Below are 23523 nucleotides of genomic sequence, written 5' to 3'. Positions count from 1 at the left end.
CTTATTCCGGATCGTAGTCCAGATTGGAGGCCAGCCATCGTTCGGCTTGCACCAACGTCGCACCTTTGCGTTTGGCGTAATCCTCGGCCTGTTCCTTGGACACGCGGCCGACCACGAAGTATTGGCTCTGCGGATGGCTGAAATAGTAGCCGGACACCGCCGCGGTCGGCAGCATGGCGAAGCTTTCGGTCAGCGTCATCCCCGCATTCGCGCCTGCGTCCAGTAGTTCGAACAAGGTGCCTTTTTCGCTGTGTTCCGGGCAGGCGGGATAGCCCGGGGCAGGGCGAATGCCGACGTACTTTTCCAGAATCAGCGCTTCATTATCCAAGGCTTCTTGGGCCTGGTAGCCCCAGAATTCCTTGCGTACGCGCTGATGCAACCGTTCGGCCAAGGCTTCGGCCAGGCGGTCGGCCAGCGCCTTCAGCAGGATGGCGTTGTAGTCGTCGTGGTCGGCCTCGAAGCGGGCCACGTGTTCGTCGATGCCGATGCCGGCGGTGACGGCAAAGGCTCCGATCCAGTCTTGCTTGCCGCTGTCCTGCGGCGCGATGAAGTCCGCGAGGCAAAAGTCCGGTCGTTCGACCGGTTTGTCGACCTGCTGGCGTAGGAAATGCAGAGTTCTTAACCCCTCTCCCGCAGGCGGGAGAAGGGTGACCACGACATCGTCGCCTATGCTGTTGGCGGGCCACAGACCGAATACCGCCTTGGCGGTGAGCCATTTCTCCTCGACGATCTTTTTCAACATCGCCTGCGCATCGGCGAATAGCTCGCTAGCCTGTTTGCCCACCACTTCATCGGTAAGGATCGCCGGATATCGGCCCGCCAGCTCCCACGCCTGGAAGAAAGGCGTCCAGTCGATGAGCTCCACCAGTTCGGTCAGTGGGTAATCGTCGAATACGGTGATGCCCGGCTTGTTGGGTGTCGGTGGGATGTAGCTATCCCAACCACCCTCGAACTTCTGCCCGCGCGCCTTCGCCAGCGGCACCAGCCGCTTGGCGTCGCCACGGTTCTTGTGGCGCTCGCGGATCTCCGCGTAATCTGCATCGTTGGCGGCCATGAACGGGCCGCGCAGATCCTTGGAGATCAGGGACTGCGCCACGCCGACCGCGCGCGAGGCGTCCTTGACCCAGACCGTCGGCGATTTGTAGTGCGGATCGATCTTCAGCGCCGTATGCGCGCGCGAAGTCGTCGCGCCGCCGATCAGCAGCGGCATGGTCATGCCCTGGCGCTGCATCTCGCGCGCCACATGGGTCATTTCCTCCAACGAGGGCGTGATCAAGCCGGACAGACCGATCAAGTCCGCGTTCTCGGCCCGCGCCACGTCCAGGATCTTCTGCGTCGGCACCATGACGCCGAGATCCACCACGTCGAAGTTATTACAGGCCAACACCACGCCGACGATGTTCTTGCCGATATCGTGCACGTCGCCCTTGACCGTGGCCATGATGATCTTGCCGTTGGATTTGCCCACATCGCCGGTGCGCAATTTCTCGGCTTCGATGAAGGGCAGCAGATAAGCCACGGCCTTCTTCATGACCCGCGCCGACTTCACTACCTGCGGCAGGAACATTTTGCCGGCGCCGAACAGATCGCCGACCACGTTCATGCCGTCCATCAACGGGCCCTCGATCACGTCCAGCGGACGCGTGGAAAGCTGGCGCGCCTCTTCGGTATCGGTTTCCACGTACTGGTCGATGCCATGCACCAGCGCGTGGCTCAGGCGTTCGCGCACCGGCTTGTCGCGCCAGGCCAGGTTTTCGACCTGCACTTCGCCTTTCTTGCCGCGGTAGCGCTCGGCGATTTCCAACAGCCGTTCGGTAGAGTCCTTGCGGCGATTCAGCACTACATCCTCGACGCGCTCGCGCAAATCGGGTTCCAGGTCGTCGTAGATTGGCATGCCGCCGGCGTTGACGATGCCCATGTCCATGCCGGCCTTGATGGCGTGGTACAGGAATACCGAATGGATCGCCTGGCGCACGGGCTCGTTGCCGCGGAACGAGAACGACACGTTCGACACGCCGCCCGAGACATGGCAATGCGGCAGGGTCCGTTTGATGATGCGGGTGGCCTCGATGAAGTCGACCGCGTAGTTGTCGTGCTCCTCTATGCCGGTGGCGATAGCGAAGATATTGGGATCGAAGATGATGTCCTCAGGCGGAAATCCCACCTGCTCGGTCAACACCTTGTAGGCACGCGTGCAGATATCGACCTTGCGTTCGCACGTGTCGGCCTGGCCGTCCTCATCGAAGGCCATCACCACCGCCGCGGCGCCATAACGCAGCACCTTGCGCGCGTGTTCGATGAAGGCTTCCTCGCCTTCCTTCAGCGAGATCGAATTGACCACGCTCTTGCCCTGCAGGCATTTGAGGCCAGATTCAATGACGCTCCATTTCGACGAGTCCACCATCACCGGGATGCGCGCGATGTCGGGCTCGGACATGATCAGATTGAGGAAGCGCGCCATCGCTTTCTCCGAATCGATCAGCCCTTCGTCCATGTTGACGTCGAGGATCTGGGCGCCGTTGGCGACTTGCTGGCGCGCGACTTCCACCGCTTCCTCGTAACGCTCTTCCTTGATCAGCTTCTTGAACTGCGCGCTGCCGGTGACATTGGTACGCTCGCCCACGTTGATGAACAACAGATCGGGAGTGATGACCAGCGGCTCAAGTCCGGAGAGGCGGGTATGACGGATGTCGGTACTCATGCGGCGTCGGCCAACTCCAGATCGGCGGGAAGGCGACGCGGCGGAATGCCGCTCACCGCTTCGGCGATCGCCTTGATGTGCGCAGGGGTAGTACCGCAGCAACCGCCGACCAGATTGAGCAGGCCGGACTCGGCGAACTCCTTCAAGGTCGCCGCCATTTCTTCGGGGGTTTCGTCGTACTCGCCGAATGCATTGGGAAGGCCGGCGTTTGGATGCGCGCTGACGTAACCGTCGGCCACGCGCGCCAGCGTTTCCACGTGTTCGCGCAGATCCTTGGCGCCGAGCGCGCAGTTCAGGCCCACCGACAACGGCTTGCCATGCGCTACGGAGGCGTAGAACGCCTCGGCGGTCTGGCCGGAAAGCGTGCGCCCCGACGCGTCGGTGATGGTGCCGGAGATCATCACCGGCAGGCGGCCGCCGCGTGCCTCGAACACTTCTTCTACCGCGTACAGCGCGGCCTTGGCGTTGAGCGTATCGAAAATGGTTTCCACCATGATGGTGTCGGCGCCGCCGTCGATCAGGCCTTCGATGGCTTCGCGGTAGGTCGTGCGCAGTTCGTCGAAATTGGTGTTGCGGTAACCGGGATCGTTGACGTCGGGGCTGATGGAAGCGGTGCGGCTGGTCGGGCCCAATACGCCGATCACGAAACGCGGTTTTTCCGGCCGCCCTTCGGCATGCTCCTTGGCTTCGACGGCATCGCAGCAGGCGCGTGCGACGCGTGCGCCTTCCTTGTTGAGTTCGTAGACCAGGTGTTCCAGGTGGTAATCGGCCTGGCTGACGGAAGTGGCGTTGAAGGTGTTGGTCTCGACCAGGTCGGCGCCCGCTTCCAGGTATTCGGTGTGCACGCCGGCGATCACTTCCGGCTTGCTCAACAACAGTAAATCGTTATTGCCCTTCAAGTCATGCCCTTCGACAGCATGGCCACATTGACCGTCGTGGACGTGCGCGCTGTCGTAACCGTCGACGAAGCGTTCGCCGCGGTAGTCCGCTTCCTCCAGACGGTGGCGCTGGATCATGGTGCCCATGGCGCCATCGATGATCAGGATGCGTTCGGATAGCGCTTTCTGCAGGGCGTTCGCGCGCGCGGGATTCAGCCAGGGTAGCGTTTTCATGGTTTGACTCCGATCAGCGAGATCACTTCGAAATGCGGTGGGCGGCGCTCACGGGTGACCGTGCCCAGGTTCGACACTTGTAAGCCGGATTTTTCGGCGAACTTGCGCAGTTCCTTGTCGCCGAAGCCCAGGTTGAGATGGCCATAGGCCTGCACCGCGGCCTGGTGTTCGTGCTTGGCGAGGCTGCTGAGCAATAGGCGTCCGCCGCGGCGCAGCACGCGTGCCGCCTCGGACACCGCCTGTGCGGGCTTGGAGGAGTAAGTGAGGGCGTGCATCAGGACCACAAGGTCGAAACTGTTGTCTTTGAAGGGCAGGGCATGCATGTCGCCCTCGCGTACTTCCACGTTGGGGAAACGGCGAAGGCGCTCGCCTGCGGCCGCCACTACGCGCGCGCTGGTATCGATGCAGACGTAGCGCTTGGCATGCGGCGAAAGCAGCTCGGCCAGCACGCCATCGCCGGAAGCGATGTCCAGCACGTCGCCGGTTTCCAGCAGCGGCAACGCTGTGCGCGCCAGTGCTTCCCAAGTACGTCCCGGGGAGTAGTGCCGTTCCATGTCGCCAGCGACGCTGTCGGCCCAGTTCTGTTCGGCCGCACGCGCGGCCAGCACCGAGGGCACACGCTCGGCGTCCTGGCGCAGCAACGGATCGTCGCTGCCCTCCCGCAGATTGCGCCAGAGCTCGCGTTGCGCCTTGTCCAGATTGTCTTCGTCGAAACGGTAATAGGCCGATACGCCGGCGCGACGGTCGCGCACCAGGCCGGCTTCCTTCAGCTTGGCCAGATGGGTGGAGACACGCGGCTGGGCCAGCTGGGTGATGGCCGAGAGCTCGGCCACGGTCAGCTCTTCGGAGGCCAGCAATACCAGCAAGCGCACGCGGGTAGCATCGGCGAATACCTTGAGCCGGGTCGACCAGGCTTCCAGATCCATACATATCTTCCTATCGCGATATAAAGATATTGTCCGCCCGGATGGGCGCCGGGTCAAGCCGCGTACGCCCGCGCATGGTGGCCCGGTACAATGGGCGGACATGCTTACAGGAAGGGGTTTGCCGTGGATTTCGGATTTACCGAAGAACAGTTGATGATCCAGGAGGTGGCGCGGCGCATCGCGCAGGAGAAGATCGCGCCGAGCGCCGAACACTTCGACCGGGTGGGTGAATTCCCGTTGGAGAACATCCGTCTGCTGGGCGAGAACGGCCTGATGGGCATCGAAGTGCCAGCGGAATACGGCGGCGCTGGCATGGACCCGATCGCCTATGTGCTGGCCATGATCGAAATCGCGGCCGGCGATGCGGCCCATTCCACCATCATGTCGGTCAACAACTCGCTGTTCTGCAACGGCATCCTCTTGAATGGCACGGAGGAGCAGAAACAGAAATACGTGCGCGCGATTGCCGAAGGGCGCGAAATCGGCGCTTTCGCGCTGACCGAACCGCAGTCGGGCTCAGATGCGACCGCGATGCGTTGCCGTGCGATCAAGCAGGCCGACGGTAGCTATGTCATCAACGGCAAGAAAAGCTGGATCACCTCCGGCCCGGTCGCCAAATACATCGTCCTATTCGCTATGAGTGCCCCCGAACTGGGTGCGCGCGGCGTCACCGCTTTCCTGGTGGACACGGCCAACCCAGGCTTCCATCGCGGCAAGACCGAGCCCAAGCTCGGCATCCGCGCCTCGGCCACCTGCGAAATCGAGTTCCAGGACTACGTGGTCCCCGCTGAAGACGTGCTGGGCGCCGAAGGGCAGGGCTTCAAGATCGCTATGGGCGTGCTGGACGCCGGACGCATCGGTATCGCTTCGCAAGCCATCGGCATCGCCCGCGCCGCCTATGAAGCGACGCTGGCCTACGTCAAGGAGCGCAAGGCTTTCGGCGTGGCTATCGGTACTTTCCAGATGACCCAGGCCAAGATCGCCGACATGAGGTGCAAGTTGGATGCCGCGACGCTGCTCACGCTGCGCGCGGCCTGGGTTAAAGGGCAAGGCAAGCGTTTCAGCAACGAGGCCGCCATCGCCAAGCTCACCGCGTCCGAGTCGGCGATGTGGATTACCCACCAGGCCGTGCAGATCCATGGCGGCATGGGTTACTCGAAGGAAATGCCGCTGGAACGTTATTTCCGCGATGCCAAGATCACCGAGATCTATGAGGGCACCTCCGAGATCCAGCGTCTGGTGATCGCCCGCAACGAAACCGGCCTGCGCTGAGACCGTTCGGTACACCCGCATACACCGCTGCATGGCGGTGTATGCACGGTCGACTTGTCGTGTCTTGTCCGGCTGACGTTTCTGTGCGATCGACCCATCTTTAGTAATGGGACGGGCTTGTACCTGGTCCGCTAGAGTTCTCTGATGCGGGGGTCTGTCTCTCGCATCCACTCTGGAGAACCCGATGCGTAAAACCCTGATTTTCTGTGCCCTTGCGCTGGCCCTGACTGCCTGCGACCGTGCCGCTACGCCCGAAGCCGGCACGGCCTCAACGCCGGCGGCTTCCTTCTCGCAGGCCGATGTCGCCGCCGAAACCGAGCGGCTCAACCAGTGGTTCGAGAAGAAGTACGAGGAACAACTGCACTTCAGCCCGATCCAGCTGACCTTCCAGGGCCGCAAGGACCTGTACGACCGGTTGGACGATATGTCGGAAAAGGCGCAGCTGGACCAGGTCGCCTGGCAGAAGGCCAGCGTCGAGGAAATGGACAAGACCTTCGACTACGACAAGCTCAGCGACGAAGGGAAGTTTTCCTACGACCTGTGGAAGCTGCAGTACGAGAACGCGCGCGATGGTGTGCCGTTCCTTGGCGATGGCTACGCGTTCGACCAGATGAACGGTGCGCAGAGTTTCCTGCCCACTTTGCTGATCAGCTTCCACAAGGTGGAAGAAGAATCGGACTACACGGCTTACGTTTCGCGAGTGAAGGCCGTAGCGCAGGCATTCGACCAACTGCTCGAGCGCGCCCGCAAGTCGGCCGGGCAAGGTGTGCGTCCGCCGAAGTTCGCTTATGAGGGCGTCATCGACCAGTCGCGCAAGGTCATTACCGGTGCGCCGTTCTCTGCGGGCAAGGATTCGGCGATCTGGGCCGATGCGCAGGCCAAGGCCGATGCGCTGGTGAAGAGCGGAAAGATCAATGCCGAGCGCGCAACCGCGCTGAAAGAAGAAGCACGCAAAGCCCTCCTGGAACAGTTCAAGCCCGCCTATGAGCGCGTGATCGCATGGTCCGAAGAAGAACTGCCGAAGGCAGCGGTCAATGCCGCTGGCGTAGGCACCACCCATAGCAACGGCAAGGCGTACTACGAGTACCAGCTGCGTCAGATGACCACCACCAGCATGACGGCCGAGGAAATCCATGCGCTGGGTCTGAAGGAAGTCGAGCGCATCAAGGGCGAGATGAACGCACTGAAGGACAAGGTGGGCTTCAAGGGCGACCTTGACGCGTTCTTCGCCTTCATCGATTCCGACCCCCAGTTCAAGTACCCGAATACCGACGCCGGCCGCCAGGGCTACATCGATGATGCATCGAAGGCCATCGCCAACATCAAGAAGGAACTGCCGAACTATTTCGGCCTGCTGCCGAAGGCGGATCTGGTAGTCAAGCGCGTGGAAGCTTTCCGCGAGCAGGACGGCGCAGCGCAGCACTACTTCCCAGGAACGCCGGATGGTTCGCGGCCCGGCGTGTACTACGCTCATCTGTCCGACATGAATGCGATGCCGAAACCTTCGCTGGAAGTCATCGCCTACCACGAAGGTCTGCCGGGCCATCACATGCAGATCTCGATCGCGCAGGAACTGACCGGCGTGCCGAAGTTCCGCACCCAGGCGGGCTTCACCGCTTATGCGGAGGGTTGGGGCCTGTATTCGGAATGGCTGGCCAAAGAAATGCCGGACACGTATCAAGATCCGTATTCCGAGTTCGGCCGCTTGAGTTCGGAAATGTGGCGCGCGATCCGACTGGTTGTGGATACCGGCCTGCACGCCAAAGGCTGGACCGAACAGCAAGCGGTGGAATATTTCGACGCCAACAGCGCGGTGCCGCTGGCGGCGATCAAGTCGGAAGTGCGGCGTTACCTGATCATGCCGGGGCAGGCCACCGCGTACAAGATCGGCATGATCCGCATCCAGCAGCTGCGCAAGAAAGCGGAGACCGAACTGGGCGACAAGTTCGACATCAAGGGTTTCCACGACACGGTGCTGGGCGGCGGCGCTTTGCCGCTAACGTTGCTGGAACGTCGCGTGGACCAGTGGATTGCGGGGCAGAAAGCGAAGACGGTTGTTGCGGCGAAATAGCTTCGCCGAAACCAGTCCGGTTGATGGAGAGAAAAACCCCGGCCAGGCCGGGGTTTTTCATATGCCGACGGTTCGTTTCAGGGTGACTTCGCGGCAGGCGCGAAACGGTCGCCGAAGAAATCGCCCTTGTTCCATTTCGGTCTTTCCGCGGCATCGCCGACCAGCGTGCCGATGCGCGCATTGAGACGGGCCAGGCGAGCCGCATCTTCGTATTGAATGGGTTGCGATGCGTCATCGCAGGGCTGGTGATAGCAAGTGCGCAAGAACTTGTCCAAGGCCTCTTTCGGACTCGCCCCACCCGCGGAGGCAGGCTCCACGCCACCATCCAGATAGACGGCCGGGATGCCCGCCCGCACGAAGGCGTACTGGTCGCTGCGCACGAACACCACCTCTTCCGGGAACGGATCGGCCGACAGGCCCACGCCGATTTCCTTGGCCGCCGTGTCCAGCGCGGTCTTCAGCGTCGAATGCTCCAATCCGATCGGCACCACGTCCTTACCGGGCACCAGCAGCACCGGCATGTCCATATTGATATTGGCCACCAGATCGTTCTTGGGCACGGTGGGATGCGAGGCGAACCATTCCGCGCCCAATAATCCTTTCTCTTCGCCGGTCAGAGCGATGAATAGCAGCGAACGCTTGGGTTTGGTCGCGGCACCGGACAATTCCTTGGCCGCTTCCAGCATCACCGCGACGCCCAGTGCATTGTCCAACGCACCGTTGTAGATGCCGTCGCCATTCACCGCGGCGCCTACGCCGATATGATCCAGATGCGCGGTGTAGGCGATGAATTCGCGGGCCAAGGCGGCCTCGCTGCCGTCGAGCCTGGCGACGACGTTGCGCGACTCGGCAGGTTCGATGCGGGTTCGCCCGGCCAGGGTCAACGTGCCCGGCAGATCGAATGCTTTCAGCTGTCCGTCCGCTGCGGCCTTGAACAAGGCGTCCGCTTCGTGTCCGCTGCCGGCGAAGATCGCCTTGGCGACCGCCGCGCTGACCGAAGCGCCCGCCTTCAGCTGCGGAAACGTATCGATGCCGGTGCCGTCCTCGGCGCGCAGACGCATGCCGGGCATGCTCCATTTGGCGGCCGAATTGGCCCAGGGGCCGCGTTCTTCGTATTCCGGAGTGCCCACGAACACGACCCCCACCGCACCTTTCTCGGACAACGTGCGCAGCTTTTGGGTGCCGGAAGAATAGAAAGCGCGACGGTCGTTGTCGAACCGCGCGGGTGCGCCTGGGAACAGCACCGCGATCTTGCCGCGCACGTCGACTCCGGCGAAATCGTCCTGTCCCAGCTCCGGTGCGTAGACGCCCTGGCCGACGAATACCGCCGCTGCGGTCAGCGAATGCGAGGGCGCGTTGTAGTTGAGGCTGGGCAAGAACTCGTCGCGGAACTGCAACGACACCTTGCTGCCGCCGCGGTCGATGGTGAATGCAGCGCCCTGTTCCTGGCGTAGCGCTTTCAATAGCGGTACGCGCTGGAAGAAGGTTTCGCCATCGCCTGCCGGCTTCAAGCCCATTTCGGCATAGCGGCGGGCCACGTATTCGGCCGCAAGATCGTAGCCCGGCGTACCGGTATCGCGTCCCTCGAGCTTATCGTCCGCCAGGTAACGCACGTCGGCTTCGATGCGTTTGGCTTCGGAAGAGGTGCTTGCCGCAGGAGTCTGGGTTGCGGCTTCCGGCACCGGGGCGGGATCGGGCTTGCACGCGACCAGGCAGGCAAGCGCCAGGGTCAAGGGGATATTCCGGGGCATAGGGGAACGGCTCCATCGAAGGAGCCGGAACCCTAACATGCTCATTGCGGGCCCACCGAGTGCCGTCGCTTACAACGCCAAACCAAGACAACCGGCGATGGACTCGTGCCATCGCCGATCGTAAGAGGTGGTCAGTGCGCCGTCGGCGTTACGGTCGGCAGCGAAGGCTCCGCATTGTCGTCCTTGGCCTGGTGAATGCGATACCGGTAGTCATTACTCATCGAGAAACGGCTGTCGCCCTGAACCCTGGCGAATAGCAGCGCCATCGCTGGGGAAGATACTGAAGATGAAAAACCCCGGCGTAGTGCCGGGGTCGTTGTCCAAACAGACGCTGGAATCAGCGCGGCGCCGGCTGTTTCATTCGCTCCACATATTCGCCTGAAGACTCATCCAATTTGTCGCCCAGCATGCGGCGTACCACCACGAAGAACACCGGGATCAGCAACAAGCCGATGAAGGTGGCGAACATCATGCCGCCGATGACGCCAGTACCGATGGCGTGGCGGGCGTTGGCGCCGGCGCCGGTGGATATGGCCAGCGGGGTCACGCCCAGGATGAAAGCCAGCGAGGTCATCAGGATCGGGCGGAACCGCAGACGCGCCGCCTCCACCACGGCATCGCGCAAGGTCTTGCCTTCGCGACGCTGCTCCACCGCGAATTCCACGATCAGGATGGCGTTCTTCGCTGCCAGACCAATGATGGTGATCAGGCCGATCTTGAAGTAGATGTCATTGGGCAGTCCGCGCAGCATGGCAAAGACAATGGCGCCCAGCACACCCAGGGGCACCACAAGCAGCACCGAAACCGGGATGGACCAGCTTTCGTACAGCGCCGCCAGGCACAGGAAAACTACCAGGATCGACAGCACCAGCAACAATGTAGCCGTGTTGCCGGCCAGGATTTCCTGGTACGACAGGCCGGTCCAATCGAAGCCGAAGCCCTGTGGCAGGTCTTTGGTGACGATATTTTCCATTGACTTCATCGCCTCTCCGGAGCTGTGTCCAGGCGCTTGCGAGCCGACGATGTTGACCGCGGCGTAGCCGTTGTAGCGGGTCAGGGCCGGGGAGGCGCTGACCCACTCGGACTTGACGACATTGCTGAGCGGGATCATTTCACTGCCGCCACTGCCATTGCTGGCCAGTGTGCTTGGCGCATAGAGGTGACTCAGCGATTCCGGGCCCATGCGGTAGGCCGCGTCGGCCTGCATGGTCACGCGCTTGATTCGGCCGTCGTAGAAGAAATCGTTCACGTACACCGGTGCCAGCATCACCTGGATGGTGCTGAAAACATCCGAGACCGACACGCCCATGGACTGCGCTTGCACACGGTCGACGGTCAGCTTCAACTGCGGCGCCGGCTGCAACTCGTTGGGGCGCACGCCGGTCAGGGCGGGGCTGGCCTGCGGGTTGCCGGCTTTGCCCAGTAACGTGCCCATGGCTTGCATCAGTGCGTCGCGGCCCTTGCCGGTGCGGTCCTGAAGGTACATGTCGAAGCCGCCAAACTGCCCCAGCCCGTTCACCGTGGGCAGGTTGACCACGAAGATCTGTGCGTCCTTGATGCCGAACAGGGCCATGTTGGCGTTCTGGATGAATTGGCTGGCGTCGACTTTGCGTTCGTCCCAGGGCTTGAGCTTGATGAACGCCATACCGACGTTCTCGCCCTGGCCGACGAAGCTGAAGCCGGTCACCTCGAACAGACCGTCGAAACCTTCCAGCTTGCTCAGGTTGGTGCGAACCTGCTGGAACACCTTCTGCGTGCGCTGCATGGTGGCGCCCGGCGGCAATTGCACGATGCCCAGGGCGTAGCCCTGGTCTTCTTCGGGCAGGAAGCTGCCGGGCAGGCGGGTGAACAGCAGCCCGCATATCAGCGCCAACGCCACGAACACCATCATCCAGCGTGGCGCGTGCCTCACCGCCGAGCCGATATGGCCCACGTAGGTGTGGCTGATCTTGTCGTAGTACTTGTTGAAGAAGCGGAAGATTACATTGCGGCTTTCATGGTGGCCGGTGGGCTTGAGCATGGTCGCGCACAATGCCGGGGTGAAGCCCAGGGCTAGGAACGCCGAGAACAGCATGGCGATGGCGATGGTCAGCGCGAACTGCTTGTAGATTTCGCCGGCGCTGCCGCCCTGCAGGGCGCTGGGAATGAACACCGCCGCCAGCACCACGGTAATGGCGATCACCGCACCGCTGATCTGGTGCATGGCCTTGATAGTGGCCTCGCGCGGGGGCAGGTTCTCCTCGGTCATTATGCGTTCGACGTTCTCGATCACGACGATGGCGTCGTCGACTACGATGCCGATCGCCAGCACCATGCCGAACAGGGTCAGCTGGTTGATGGTGAAGCCGACCACGGTCATGCCGATGAAGGTGCCCAGCAGCGCCACCGGGATCACCAGCGTAGGGATGAGAGTGGCGCGCAGGTTCTGCAAGAAGACCAGCATCACCAGGAACACCAGCACGATGGCCTCGATCAGGGTCTTGACCACTTCCTCGATCGAGATCTTCACGAAATCGGTGGTGTCGTAGGGCACGAACCAGCTCACCCCAGGCGGGAAGCTGGGCGCCAGTTCGTCCATCTTGGCGCGGACCGCTTCGGCCACGTTGAGTGCGTTCGCGCCGGGCAGCAACAGCACGGCGAAGCCGGCGGCGGGATCGCCGTTCCAGCGCGTCTCGAAGCCGTAAGACGAAGCACCGACGCTGATGCGGGCCACGTCCTTCAGACGTACGGTGGAGCCGTCGGGGTTGGCGCGCAGCAGGATGTTGCCGAATTCCTCTGCCGAACTGAATTTGCCCTCGGCCGAAACCGAAGCGGTGAAGCCCTGGCCCCGTACGGCGGGCTCCGAACCGATAACGCCAGCGGTGAACTGCACGTTCTGGCCGCGCACCGCCGTCAGCGCCTGGGTGGCGGACAGGCCATAACCCTGAAGCTGGTCGGGATTGAGCCAGATATTCATGGCGTATTCGCTGCCGAACTGCTGGGTGCTGCCCACACCGGGCACGCGCGAGATCTGATCCAGCACGCGTCCGCCGACCAGATCTTGCAACGCATCCATACCGACGGACGGGTTGCTCGAGCGCAGCGCCGGCACCATCAGGAAGCCGGCATTGGACTTGGCCACCACGATGCCCTGTTGGGTCACTTCCGAGGGCAGGCGCGGGGTGGCCAGCGAGACCTTGTTTTGCACCTGCACCTGGGCGATGTCCGCATCGGTGCCAGTTTCGAAGGTCAGGGTGATGCTGACGCCGCCGCTGGCGCTGGACGAGGAGCTGAAATACAGCAAATGATCGATGCCGGTGAGCTGCTGTTCGATCACCTGGGTGACGGCTTTTTCTGCGGCCTCGGCGCTGGCGCCGGGGTAGCTGGCGTTGACCGTGACCTGAGGCGGGGCGATGTCGGGGTAGGACTCGACGCCCAGGCTGAAGATGGAAATTGCGCCGCCGAGCGAGATCAGGATCGCTACGACCCAGGCGAAGATCGGGTGGTCGATGAAGTATTTGGACATCATGGAAGCGATCCCTTTTAGTGCTGCGACGCGGCGGGGGTGGCTTCCGGACCCTTGGCTGCGCCTTGCGCGGCTTCGGGCTTCCACGGAGTCGGCTTGGCCGGGCCGCCGTCCTGTACCTTCTGCAGGCCGGAGACGATGACCTGGTCGCCCGCGGCCAAACCTGCCGTGATCAGCCATTGGCCGTCGGTTGCGTCGCCAGTAGTCACATTCTTGCGCGCCACCTTGCCGTCTTTGCCGACCACCATGGCGTAAGCGCCGGCGGGGTCGCGCTGGATCGCTGCCTGTGGAAGCAGGAAGGCATTGCTCTGTTCGCCCAGCGTGGCCTTGAGAGTGACGAAGCTGCCCGGCAACAGCGTGTGCTGCGGATTGGGCAGCTGCGCGCGTAACGAAACCGCGCCAGTAGCGGGATCAACCACGGTGTCGGAAAAATCCACGGTGCCGGGCTGGTCGTACACGCGGCCATCGCTCAGCACTACGTTGACGCTGGCTTTGCCATTGCTCGCCAGAGACACGTTCTGGGCACCGCGCAGTTGTTCCAGTTCGCTCGCGGCAATAGAGAAATTGACGTACAGCGGGTCGATCTGATCGATGGTGGTCAACAAGGTGGCATCGCTCGTGCCGACCAGCGCGCCTTCGGTGACCTGCTGCTTGCCGGCGCGGCCGGAAATCGGTGCGGTGACGCTGGCATAGCCCAAATTGATGCGCGCGCTGGTGACGCTGGCCTTGGCGGACTGCACCGCAGCGGCGGCCGTGCGTTCGGCGGCTTCGGCATTGTCCAGGTCGGACTTGGAAACGAACTTCTGCGGCGCCAGCTGGCGCGCACGATTCGCAGCGACATGGGCGTTGGTGTAACTGGCTTGAGCCGAAGCCAGGTTGGCCTGGGCGGCAGTCAGTGCCGCCTGCAACGGAGCGGGATCGATCTGGAACAGCGCCTGGCCTTCCTTCACGTCACTGCCTTCCTGATAGACGCGTTTGAGCAGTACCCCGGATACGCGGGCGCGCACATCGGAACTGCGGAACGGCGCCAGCCGTCCGGCCAGATTGCGTTGCAACGGCACGGTTTGCGCTTGAGCGGTGATCACACCCACTTCCGGCGGCGGCATTTGTTGCTCTTCCGGCTTCTTGCAGGCAGTCAAGGCCAGCAAAACGGCACTGGCCAATGCGAGGGAACGGAGGTTGGCAGTCATGGTAGGGAGGCTCCGGAATCGGTGTCGAAACGGTTGGAAGAGGGAATCGCAAAAAGAGGAACAGGGTCGGCGCTGGTGGTCGCAACAGGTGAGAAAGCACGTAGAAAGGCATCGACAGCGAATTCGGCCCAACGCTGGCGCACGGCATCGGCGTCGCGGTGCGGTACGGCGAAGCGCTGCCGCTCGAAATCCAAGCCGACGATCATGCCCAAAAGCAGTTCCGATGCGCAGTGCGGATCGTCATGCCTCAGCTGCCCGCGGCGCATGGCCAGAGTCAGCCATTCGGCCAGGCGTTGCTGCAGGGTGTCGCAGCCGTCGCGGTATAGGGTCCGGGCCTCTTCGGGGAACAGGGCAGCCTCCGCGCTCAAGAGCTGACAGGTGACGATCACATGCGGCTCGGACAGTCGCTGCAGGTGCTCCATCGCGAACGCTAGCAGGGTCGTGCGCAAATCGCCGTGTTCGTCGTCGAGGCGGGCCGTGGCCATTTCCAGGTGTTCCTGCATGACGCTGCGCATCAGCTCCTGTTTGCTGCCGAAATACGAATACAGCGTCTGTTTGGAGCAGCCGGCGCGTGCGGCTACCGCGTCCATGCTGACCCGGAAGCCCTGTTCGGCCATCAACTCCCGCACGGCGTCGTGCACGCGTTGGCGGCGCCGCAAGGCGGGAGTAGGACTGGGGGAGGCCGACATAGGAATTGGACTATACCGTCCAGTTTAGAATTTGACCAGCCCACGATGCGAAATCGGAGGGCTCACCCGATATCGGCACGGACGCTTCATCGCCAGGTAACGGGGTACCTTCCCGATGTGATGTCTGATGCGCACACGCCGGATGAGCTCCGTTCGCTAGCAGCGGTCCGCTGATTCGCCCATGAAGGGATGTCGATGATTTGCGGCCGCGCAACAAGGCTGTCATCGCCCGCGAGGCTACAATTACCTACTGCCTACAAACACAGAGTCACGGCCTGCATGAACGCTGTTCGCAAACCGAAAAAAACCGCGAAGTCCTCTTCTAAATCCGATTCCACGACCAGCGACACCCAGGCCTCCGCGGCCAAGACCAGCAAGGCCACGGCAGCGAAAACGGCGCCAGCTAAGCCCACACCCGTTTTCTCGCTCGAACCCATTTTCAACGCCATCCGCAAGCGCTTGCCGGCGGCGCGTCAGGCCGAAGCGAAGGCCTTCGCCGAATCGTTCTACAAGCGCATGGAAGACGACGAATATCCGCACCACGCGCCCGAAGCCTGGGCCGCGCTGGCCTGCGACATGCTGGATTTCGCGCGTGTGCGCAAGCCGGGTACCGCCAACGTGCGCGTGTTCAACGCCACCCTGAAAGCCAACGGTTGGGAATCGCCGCACACCGTGCTGCAGATCGTCAACGACGACATGCCGTTCCTGGTCGATTCGGTGAGCATGGCCCTGGCCGATGCCGGTATCGGCGTGCACGTGCTGGGACACCCGTTGTTGCGCTTCAGCCGCGACAAGGCGGGCAAGCTCACTGCGGTGGGCGAAGGGCAACCCGAATCGCTGATGCTGCTGGAAATCGACCGCCAGCCTGCCGAACAGATGCCGGTGATCGAGGCCCGCGTGCGTAAGGTGTTGGGCGAAGTCCGCTCCATCGTCCAGGACTGGAGCGCGATGCGCGAGAGGATGCTGGCGCTGGCTGAGGAGCTGGCCACGCGCCGCATGCCGGTGAACGACGCGGGCCGCCGCGAGGCCCAGGAATTCCTGCGTTGGGCCGCCGATGACCATTTCACGTTTTTCGGCTACCGCGAATACCGCATCGAACAGAAGGACGGGGAGCGCTTGCTCGAAGCCGTCGATGGTGGCCTGGGCCTGCTGCGCGGCAAGGGCCAATCGACCACGCGCAATGTGAAATCGCTCGCCGCCCATTACATGCCGCAGTCCGGCGCGGTGGATACGCTGATCCTGACCAAGACCAACGCCCGTTCCAGCGTGCATCGCCCCGGCAACATGGACTACATCGGTGTGCTGGAATTCGACGCCAAAGGCAAGCCAGTGGCCGAGCAGCGCTTCATCGGTCTGTATACCTCCAGCGCCTACAACCGCCGCCCCTGGGAAATTCCACTAGTGCGCGAGCGCCACGAGCACGTCATGCGCCAGTCCGGCCTGTCGCCCAACAGCCACAGCGGCAAGGCCCTGCGCCACATTCTGGAAACGCTGCCGCGCGAGGAACTGTTCCAATCCAACGAAGACGAGCTGAGCCGCACCAGCTTGGGCATCCTGGGCCTGCAGGAACGCGTGCGCAGTAAGCTGTTCCTGCGTCGCGACCGCTATGGACGGTTCTTCTCGGCGCTGGTCTACATTCCGCGCGAACGCTTCAACACCGATGTGCGCCTGCGCATCGAGGCCTTGTTGAAAGAGGCGCTGCACGGGGAATACGTGGATACCAACGTCCAGCTCGGCGAATCGCCGCTGGCGCAGTTGCATCTGGTGGTGCGGCCGCACGCGGGCGAACAGGTCAACGTGGACACCGCTGAACTCGAAGCGCGATTGGCGCACTTGCTGCGCAACTGGCAGGACGATCTGCGCGAAACCCTGATCGCGCGCCATGGCGAATCCGAAGGCCTGAAGCTTTCCGGCAGCTATGCGCGCGCCTTGCCGGCTGGCTATATCGAAACCGTTTCGCCGGACATCGCCGCCAGCGACGTCGAACAGCTCGCCGCGCTCAATGGGCCGGACGATCTGCGCCTGAGCCTGCACCTGTCGCGCCGCCAGCGCGAAGGCGAGGGCAGGCTGCGCCTCAACCTCTACCGCCAGCACCGCGACCTGCCGCTCTCCGACGCCTTGCCGTTGATGGAGAACATGGGCCTGCGCGTGATCTCCGAACATCCGTTCCGTCTGGAAGTGGAGGGCACCCCGGTTTATATCCAGGAATTCGAGGTCGAATCAGCCAGTGGCGAGATCGATGTCGAGAATCGCAATGCCGCCTTCGAGGAAGCGTTCGCTCGCATCTGGCGCGGCGACGCCGAGAACGACGGCTTCAACCGCCTGGTGCTCGGCGCCAGCATGGAATGGCGTCAGGTCGCGCTGTTGCGCGGGTACTGCAAATACTTGATGCAGACCGGCGTGCCGTTCTCCCAAAGCTATGTGGAAGAAACGCTCAATCGCTATCCGCTGCTGGCCAGGCTGCTGGTCGAGCTGTTCGAGGCGCGCTTCGATCCCTGCACGGGCAAGGAGAGCAAGGCGGAGATCAAACAGGGCCAGGAGCGTTTCGCCCAACAGTTGCGCGCCTTGGCGGGTGGCGATGAAGCTACGCTCAAGTCTTTGCAGTACGTAATCGAGACGCGCGGCGAAGATCGCGAACACCAGGTCGAAGCCACCCACAAGACTTTGCTCAAGTTGATGGACCGCGTCTCCAGCCTGGACGAAGACCGCATCCTGCGCAGTTTCATGGGCGTGATCGAAGCCACCCTGCGCACCAACTATTATCAGAAGGGCGCGGATGGTCGTCCCGCGCACACGATCAGCTTCAAACTGGACTCGGCGCGGGTGCCGGACCTGCCCAAGCCGCGCCCGTACCGCGAGATCTTCGTCTACGGTCCGCGCGTGGAAGGCGTGCATCTGCGCTTCGGCCCGGTGGCGCGCGGCGGTTTGCGCTGGTCCGACCGTCGCGAGGACTTCCGCACCGAGGTGCTGGGCCTGGTTAAGGCGCAGATGGTGAAGAACACGGTGATCGTGCCGGTCGGCGCCAAGGGCGGTTTCTTCGTCAAGCAATCGCCGGTCGGCGGCGACCGCGACGCGGTGCTGGCCGAAGGCATCGCCTGCTACAAGATGTTTATCCAAAGCCTGCTGGACATCACCGACAACATCGTCGGCAACAAGATCGTGCCTCCGCAGGACGTGGTTCGCCACGACAACGACGATCCTTATCTGGTAGTCGCGGCGGACAAGGGTACGGCCACGTTCTCCGACATCGCCAACGGCCTGGCCATCGCGCACGGTTTCTGGATGGGCGATGCGTTCGCCTCCGGTGGCTCGGTCGGTTACGACCACAAGGGCATGGGAATCACCGCCAAGGGTGCGTGGGAATCGGTCAAGCGCCACTTCCGCGCCATGGGCCGCGATTCGCAAACCCAGGACTTCACCTGCGCCGGCATCGGTGATATGTCCGGCGACGTGTTCGGCAACGGCATGTTGCTGTCCGAGCATATCCGCCTGGTGGCCGCATTCGATCATCGTCATATCTTCCTGGATCCGAACCCGGACGCGGCGCGCTCGTTCAAGGAGCGCGCTCGCATGTTCCAGGTGCCGCGTTCCAGTTGGGCCGACTACGACGTCAACCTCATCTCCAAGGGCGGCGGCGTCTATCCGCGCTCGCTGAAGGCTATCAACCTCACCCCGGAAGTGCATGCGGCATTGAGCATCGCCGACGATGTGAAGTCGATGTCCCCCAACGAACTGATGAGCGCGATCCTGAAGGCGCCCGTGGACCTGTTGTGGAATGGCGGCATCGGCGTCTACGTGAAGGCCAGCAGCGAACAACACACCGATGCGGGCGACCGCGCCAACAACGCGCTGCGCGTGAACGGCAGCGACCTGCGCTGCAAGGTGGTGGGCGAGGGCGGCAACCTGGGCCTGACCCAACTCGGCCGCATCGAGGCCGCGCAGCACGGCGTGCTGCTCAACACCGACTTCATCGACAACTCCGCCGGCGTGGACACCTCGGACCACGAGGTCAACATCAAGATCCTGCTCAACGGTGTGGTCCAGTCCAAGAAGCTGACCTACGACGCCCGCAACAAGCTGTTGGCGTCGATGACCGATGAAGTGGCTGATCTGGTGCTGTTCGATAACTATCGCCAGAACCAGGCGATCAGCCTGATGGAACGGATGAGCGTCGCGCGTCTGGGTTCCAAGCAGCATTTCATCCGAACCCTCGAATCGCAGGGCCTGCTGGACCGGCAGATCGAATTCCTGCCGTCCGATGCCGAACTGGCCGAGCGCAAAGCGCGTGGGCAGGGGCTGACCCGCCCGGAGCTGTCGGTGCTGCTTTCCTACTCCAAGCTGGTGGCTTACCAGCAGCTGCTGGATTCGGATATTCCAGAAGACGCGTACCTGTCCAAGGAACTGCAGCGCTACTTCCCCGAGCCGTTGCAGAAGAAATACGCCAACGAAATGGAGAAGCACCGCCTCAAGCGCGAAATCATCGCCACCGCCGTGACCAATTCCACCATCAACCGCATGGGCGCGACCTTCCTGTTACGCATGCAGGAAGACACCGGGCGTAGTCCGGCCGAAGTGGCCAAGGCGTTCACCATCACCCGCGAAACCCTGGATGCGCGTGCGCTGTGGACGCAGATCGACGCGCTGGATGGCAAGGTACCCGAGCCCGTGCAGATCGATGCCCTGCAGGTGATCTGGTCGTTGCAGCGTTCGTTCACCCGCTGGCTGTTGAGCCGCCCGGGGGCGATTCCCGATATCGCTACCGCAGTGGCGCGTTACCACGATGGCTACAACGAGATCCGTGCGGCCGATGGCGTGTTGCCGGATTCCCTGCGTCCCGCCTACGAGGCGAGCCTGCAGGACTGGAAGGAGAAGGGCTTGCCGTCGACTCTTGCCGGACAACTCGCGGCGTTGCCTTATCTGGAGCCTTCCAGCGACATCATCGAACTCGCGCGTGCGCGCAAGCTCAAGCCGGCGGAAGTGTCCAAGGCGCATTACCGCCTGGGCGAGGCCTTGCATTTGCCGTGGTTGTTCGACCAGATCGACGGATTGCAGGTCGACGGGCGCTGGCATGCCGTGGCGCGTGGCGTACTGCGCGACGAACTCGCGACCCAGCAACGCCTGCTTACCGATCAGGTGCTGTCGATGAAGGGCGGCGACGCCGATGCCAAGGTCCGCAACTGGATCGAACGCGACGATGCCGCCCTGCGCTTCACCCTGAACATGCTCAACGAACTGGCCGCGCAGAAGACGCTCGACTATCCGACCGCCTCGGTTGCGGTCCAGCGCCTGTCGCAGTTGTCGGTCAAGCATTGAGCGAGCTGCAGGAGCGGGTCTTTCCGCTCCTGCAGCGCTGGGTTGAGGTTATGCTGCCGCCATGACTACGCCACGCATCGCCTTTCTCGCTAGTCCCTCCGAAGAAGCGCAGCAGGCGCTGACGCAAATGACCGCGCTTCATGGCGTCTGCGAACCCGAAGACGCCGACGTGCTCTGCGCGCTAGGAGGAGATGGGTTCATGCTGCAGACCCTGCATCGCCATGGCGGGTTGGGCAAGCCGGTGTTCGGCATGAAGCTGGGCACGGTGGGCTTCCTGATGAATCATTACCGCGATGACGGCCTTTTGGACCGCATCGCCGCGGCCGAGCCCGCCAAGCTGCGCCCACTCGAAATGCTGGCGCTCACCGAATCCGGCGCCAGCATCGGCTCGCTGGCCTACAACGAGGTTTCGTTGTTGCGCCAGACCCGGCAGGCTGCGCATCTGAGCATCGACCTCAATGGCCAGACCCGGGTCGATGAACTGGTCTGCGACGGATTGCTGGTGGCCTCACCGGCCGGCAGCACCGCCTACAATTTTTCGGCGCATGGCCCGATCCTGCCATTGGGCTCGCACACCATCGCCCTGACCCCGATCGCGCCGTATAGGCCGCGCCGCTGGCGTGGCGCGATCCTCAAGGCCGACACCGAAGTGCGCTTCCGCGTGCTCGACCCCTACAAGCGCCCGGTCAGCGCCACCGCCGATTCGCACGAAGTACGCGATGTGGTGGAGGTCACCATCCGCGAATCCCGCGAGCGCACCGTGACCCTGCTGTTCGACCCCGAGCACAATCTGGAAGAGCGCATCCTCAGCGAGCAGTTCGTGGTCTGACCCGTCTTGACTTGACTGGAAAAGAGGTATGCTTTCAATAGCCGTGAAGTGGGGCGGCTCAAGTACAGACATTCCGATTGGGGGAGGGGTCTCCTATGAAGGGCAAGTGTGTGGTCATGCTGTGCGCGCTCTTGGCCGCACCGCAGGTTTATGCGTGCGGAATGACCAGCAAGCTGACGCCGTTCGCGCTGGCCGCAGGCGGTGCGCCGGTCGAAACGGTCGGCGAGATACCTGTGCCCGTGGTGGCGGTCACGGAAATAGTCCGCGGCATCGGTCCAAAGCATTCCAATTGCGATGACACTGGTCTGCTTTCGGTGGCGGTCGAGTGGCCGCGCGGGAAGCACAAGCTGCGCGACATGGGGTTCGAGTTCAAGGTGGTTTCCGGTAACCCGGCCTATGCGATCTTTCCCGAAGGGCCGATCCAGGCTCCCATCGAGGGACGCAGCAGCGATTTCCTGTTCATGTGGCAGGAAGGCGCGCCGGCGCAGCAGAAAACCATCGATCTGCAGGTCGAAGTACGGGCCGTGACCCGCGATAACCAGCGCGGGCCTCCAACCCGGATCGTGGTGCGCGCGGCTCCCGGAGGCTCGAGCTAGCCAACGTTTTCTCGTCCGATGCGACCGGCGTGCGGGATAATGGCGGCATGTCTTCCGATAACACTCCCCGCCTGCTGACGGTCGCGGTCACTTCCCGCGCGCTTTTCGACCTGGAAGAAAGCCACGCGCTTTTTGAGAGCGAAGGAGTCGAGGCGTACAGCGATTTCCAGCGCACGCACGAAGACGACGTGCTGGCTCCCGGTATGGCTTACTCCGTGGTACGGAAATTGCTGGCGCTCAATGAAGGCGCGCCCGCCGATGCGCCCAGGGTCGAGGTGATCCTGCTGTCGCGCAATTCCGCCGACACCGGATTGCGCATCTTCAATTCCATCCAACATCATCAACTGGGCATCGTCCGCGCCACCTTTACATCGGGCGAGCCGACTTGGCCGTATGCGAAGCCCTTCGGTGCGGACCTGTTCCTTTCCGCCAATCCGGAGTCCGTGCGGCGATCGTTGGAACACGGCATCGCCGCGGCAACGATCCTGCCGGCCAAGGCTTTGCAGCAACGTTCCGACCAGTTGCGCATCGCCTTCGACGGCGACGCGGTGATCTTCGGCGACGAGAGCGAACGGGTGTCGCGGGAGCAGGGGGTGGAAGCCTTCGGCCGGCATGAGCGCGACCGCGCCAAGGAGCCTTTGTCGGGTGGGCCGTTCAAGAGCTTCCTGTCGGCGTTGCACGACCTGCAGGCCGCTTTTCCGCCGGGCAAGGACGCGCCCATCCGCACCGCGCTGGTCACCGCGCGCTCGGCCCCAGCGCACGAGCGCGTGATCCGTACCTTGCGCGAGTGGGGCGTGCGCCTGGACGAGGCGCTATTCCTCGGCGGCAGGCATAAAGGTCCGTTCCTGGAGGCGTTCGGCGCCGATATCTTCTTCGACGACTCCCAGCACAACATCGACAGTGCGCGCCTGCATGTGGCGACCGGCCATGTGCCGCACGGCGTGGCGAATCCCTGACCAGTTTGTTTTAGGAGCGGGCCCTGCCCGCGACGGATCTTCGCGTGAGAAGCGATCGCGGGCAGGGCCCGCTCCTACAACGGCAGGCGGATATCGGCCAGTTTCCAGGTCAACCCGTTGCGCTTGAACACGAACACCACGGGGTCGCCATCCTCGTCCTGCACGGTGGCGGTGAAGCGCGACAACGATTCGTACTTATGTGTCGCCGTTTTTAGAGGGTCGGCAGGTACGGGTTTGCCGTAGGTGTCGCCATTCACGGTCTCGCCGATGGATTGCTTCCACATGCTGCGCCCCTGCAACAAGGCGCCGATGCCCAGCGGCGTGACCATGGCGTCCACCCCGCTGCCCATGACGTTGCTGGCGACCGACAAGGCGAATGCGCCGAAGATATTCGACCCCAGGTCGCTACCCGCACGCCGCGCCAAGGCGTCTTCCATCTGCGCCTTGATGCTGACGCGCAGAGCGGGGAAGTCTACGTGCCGCTCCAGCTTGCCGGTGTCCTGTTCGGCCAGCGCCGTGCGGATGCCGTTGATCGCAAGGTATGGGCCTGCGGCCACATAGCCGACCAGGGCGATCAACAACACCAGGACCAAAGCGATCCATTTCTTCATA

At 62.9% G+C, this 23523-nt stretch carries 15 protein-coding genes; 6 read left to right on the top strand and 9 right to left on the bottom strand.

Translation table 11 applies throughout. The features are described 5' to 3' along the window. Window position 1: 1 nt before the first annotated feature. Genes metH through AC1DTQ_RS04010 form a run of 3 tightly spaced genes read right to left on the bottom strand, consistent with a single transcriptional unit; the run spans window position 2 to window position 4739 of the window. Window positions 2–2701, bottom strand: a complete 2700-nt coding sequence (gene metH / locus AC1DTQ_RS04020) for a methionine synthase (RefSeq protein ID WP_477848169.1) — start codon at window positions 2699–2701, stop codon at window positions 2–4. Next, window positions 2698–3813 carry a homocysteine S-methyltransferase family protein gene (locus tag AC1DTQ_RS04015; RefSeq protein ID WP_477848167.1) on the bottom strand — a complete coding sequence of 372 codons (1116 nt, stop codon included), beginning with the start codon at window positions 3811–3813 and terminating at the stop codon, window positions 2698–2700. Before AC1DTQ_RS04015 ends, metH begins: the two co-directional genes overlap by 4 nt. Further along, window positions 3810–4739, bottom strand: coding sequence for an ArsR/SmtB family transcription factor (locus tag AC1DTQ_RS04010; protein ID WP_477848166.1), 930 nt, complete (start codon window positions 4737–4739; stop codon window positions 3810–3812). The genes AC1DTQ_RS04015 and AC1DTQ_RS04010 overlap by 4 nt, the downstream gene beginning before the upstream one ends. A 123-nt stretch (window positions 4740–4862) precedes the next feature. Here AC1DTQ_RS04010 and AC1DTQ_RS04005 point away from each other — a divergent pair, with 123 nt between their 5' ends. Then, the gene (locus AC1DTQ_RS04005) at window positions 4863–6011 is read left to right on the top strand and encodes an acyl-CoA dehydrogenase family protein (protein ID WP_477848165.1); all 1149 of its coding nucleotides are present in this window, start codon (window positions 4863–4865) and stop codon (window positions 6009–6011) included. A gap of 184 nt (window positions 6012–6195) precedes the next feature. Beyond that, window positions 6196–8082 carry a DUF885 domain-containing protein gene (locus tag AC1DTQ_RS04000; RefSeq protein WP_477848164.1) on the top strand — a complete coding sequence of 629 codons (1887 nt, stop codon included), beginning with the start codon at window positions 6196–6198 and terminating at the stop codon, window positions 8080–8082. A 77-nt stretch (window positions 8083–8159) separates the two neighbouring features. On the opposite strand, the gene AC1DTQ_RS03995 is transcribed toward AC1DTQ_RS04000, so the two are convergent. The 5 genes from AC1DTQ_RS03995 to AC1DTQ_RS03975 all read right to left on the bottom strand — a co-directional run bounded on the left by AC1DTQ_RS03995 (window position 8160) and on the right by AC1DTQ_RS03975 (window position 15217). Continuing rightward, complete coding sequence (locus AC1DTQ_RS03995; RefSeq protein WP_477848163.1) at window positions 8160–9833, bottom strand: M28 family peptidase; 1674 nt, start codon at window positions 9831–9833, stop codon at window positions 8160–8162. Window positions 9834–9964: 131 nt separating this feature from the next. Further along, window positions 9965–10099, bottom strand: coding sequence for a hypothetical protein (locus tag AC1DTQ_RS03990; RefSeq protein ID WP_477848162.1), 135 nt, complete (start codon window positions 10097–10099; stop codon window positions 9965–9967). Between the two features lie 71 nt (window positions 10100–10170). Continuing rightward, a complete protein-coding gene (locus AC1DTQ_RS03985) occupies window positions 10171–13338 on the bottom strand; it encodes a multidrug efflux RND transporter permease subunit (protein WP_477848357.1) in 3168 nt (1055 codons plus the stop codon). 17 nt (window positions 13339–13355) lie between these two features. After that, a complete protein-coding gene (locus tag AC1DTQ_RS03980; RefSeq protein ID WP_477848161.1) occupies window positions 13356–14528 on the bottom strand; it encodes an efflux RND transporter periplasmic adaptor subunit in 1173 nt (390 codons plus the stop codon). Continuing rightward, window positions 14525–15217, bottom strand: coding sequence for a TetR/AcrR family transcriptional regulator (locus tag AC1DTQ_RS03975; RefSeq protein ID WP_477848159.1), 693 nt, complete (start codon window positions 15215–15217; stop codon window positions 14525–14527). The genes AC1DTQ_RS03980 and AC1DTQ_RS03975 overlap by 4 nt, the downstream gene beginning before the upstream one ends. A 279-nt stretch (window positions 15218–15496) precedes the next feature. Here AC1DTQ_RS03975 and AC1DTQ_RS03970 point away from each other — a divergent pair, with 279 nt between their 5' ends. The 4 genes from AC1DTQ_RS03970 to AC1DTQ_RS03955 all read left to right on the top strand — a co-directional run bounded on the left by AC1DTQ_RS03970 (window position 15497) and on the right by AC1DTQ_RS03955 (window position 22911). Next, window positions 15497–20530 carry an NAD-glutamate dehydrogenase gene (locus AC1DTQ_RS03970; RefSeq protein WP_477848158.1) on the top strand — a complete coding sequence of 1678 codons (5034 nt, stop codon included), beginning with the start codon at window positions 15497–15499 and terminating at the stop codon, window positions 20528–20530. A gap of 61 nt (window positions 20531–20591) precedes the next feature. After that, complete coding sequence (locus tag AC1DTQ_RS03965) at window positions 20592–21359, top strand: NAD kinase (protein WP_477848157.1); 768 nt, start codon at window positions 20592–20594, stop codon at window positions 21357–21359. 95 nt (window positions 21360–21454) lie between these two features. Further along, window positions 21455–21955, top strand: a complete 501-nt coding sequence (locus AC1DTQ_RS03960; protein ID WP_477848156.1) for a hypothetical protein — start codon at window positions 21455–21457, stop codon at window positions 21953–21955. A 47-nt stretch (window positions 21956–22002) separates the two neighbouring features. Continuing rightward, complete coding sequence (locus AC1DTQ_RS03955) at window positions 22003–22911, top strand: 5'-nucleotidase (RefSeq protein WP_477848155.1); 909 nt, start codon at window positions 22003–22005, stop codon at window positions 22909–22911. 74 nt (window positions 22912–22985) lie between these two features. Here AC1DTQ_RS03955 and AC1DTQ_RS03950 read toward each other — a convergent pair whose 3' ends face one another. Next, a complete protein-coding gene (locus AC1DTQ_RS03950; protein WP_477848153.1) occupies window positions 22986–23522 on the bottom strand; it encodes a DUF2939 domain-containing protein in 537 nt (178 codons plus the stop codon). Window position 23523: the final 1 nt, after the last annotated feature.

This window comes from Pseudoxanthomonas sp. P4_B2, from assembly GCF_056402315.1.
The sequence above is the reverse complement of the archived record's forward strand: the minus strand, read 5'-3'. Positions and strand labels throughout refer to the sequence as shown.

Excerpts from the sequence above, each read along its gene's own strand:
- metH (WP_477848169.1), bottom strand. The coding sequence starts at position 2,701 with ATGAGTACCGACATCCGTCATACCCGCCTCTCCGGACTTGAGCCGCTG.
- AC1DTQ_RS04015 (WP_477848167.1), bottom strand. The coding sequence starts at position 3,813 with ATGAAAACGCTACCCTGGCTGAATCCCGCGCGCGCGAACGCCCTGCAG.
- AC1DTQ_RS04010 (WP_477848166.1), bottom strand. The coding sequence starts at position 4,739 with ATGGATCTGGAAGCCTGGTCGACCCGGCTCAAGGTATTCGCCGATGCT.
- AC1DTQ_RS04000 (WP_477848164.1), top strand. The coding sequence starts at position 6,196 with ATGCGTAAAACCCTGATTTTCTGTGCCCTTGCGCTGGCCCTGACTGCC.
- AC1DTQ_RS03995 (WP_477848163.1), bottom strand. The coding sequence starts at position 9,833 with ATGCCCCGGAATATCCCCTTGACCCTGGCGCTTGCCTGCCTGGTCGCG.
- AC1DTQ_RS03990 (WP_477848162.1), bottom strand. The coding sequence starts at position 10,099 with ATGGCGCTGCTATTCGCCAGGGTTCAGGGCGACAGCCGTTTCTCGATG.
- AC1DTQ_RS03985 (WP_477848357.1), bottom strand. The coding sequence starts at position 13,338 with ATGTCCAAATACTTCATCGACCACCCGATCTTCGCCTGGGTCGTAGCG.
- AC1DTQ_RS03980 (WP_477848161.1), bottom strand. The coding sequence starts at position 14,528 with ATGACTGCCAACCTCCGTTCCCTCGCATTGGCCAGTGCCGTTTTGCTG.
- AC1DTQ_RS03975 (WP_477848159.1), bottom strand. The coding sequence starts at position 15,217 with ATGTCGGCCTCCCCCAGTCCTACTCCCGCCTTGCGGCGCCGCCAACGC.
- AC1DTQ_RS03970 (WP_477848158.1), top strand. The coding sequence starts at position 15,497 with ATGAACGCTGTTCGCAAACCGAAAAAAACCGCGAAGTCCTCTTCTAAA.
- AC1DTQ_RS03965 (WP_477848157.1), top strand. The coding sequence starts at position 20,592 with ATGACTACGCCACGCATCGCCTTTCTCGCTAGTCCCTCCGAAGAAGCG.
- AC1DTQ_RS03960 (WP_477848156.1), top strand. The coding sequence starts at position 21,455 with ATGAAGGGCAAGTGTGTGGTCATGCTGTGCGCGCTCTTGGCCGCACCG.
- AC1DTQ_RS03955 (WP_477848155.1), top strand. The coding sequence starts at position 22,003 with ATGTCTTCCGATAACACTCCCCGCCTGCTGACGGTCGCGGTCACTTCC.
- AC1DTQ_RS03950 (WP_477848153.1), bottom strand. The coding sequence starts at position 23,522 with ATGAAGAAATGGATCGCTTTGGTCCTGGTGTTGTTGATCGCCCTGGTC.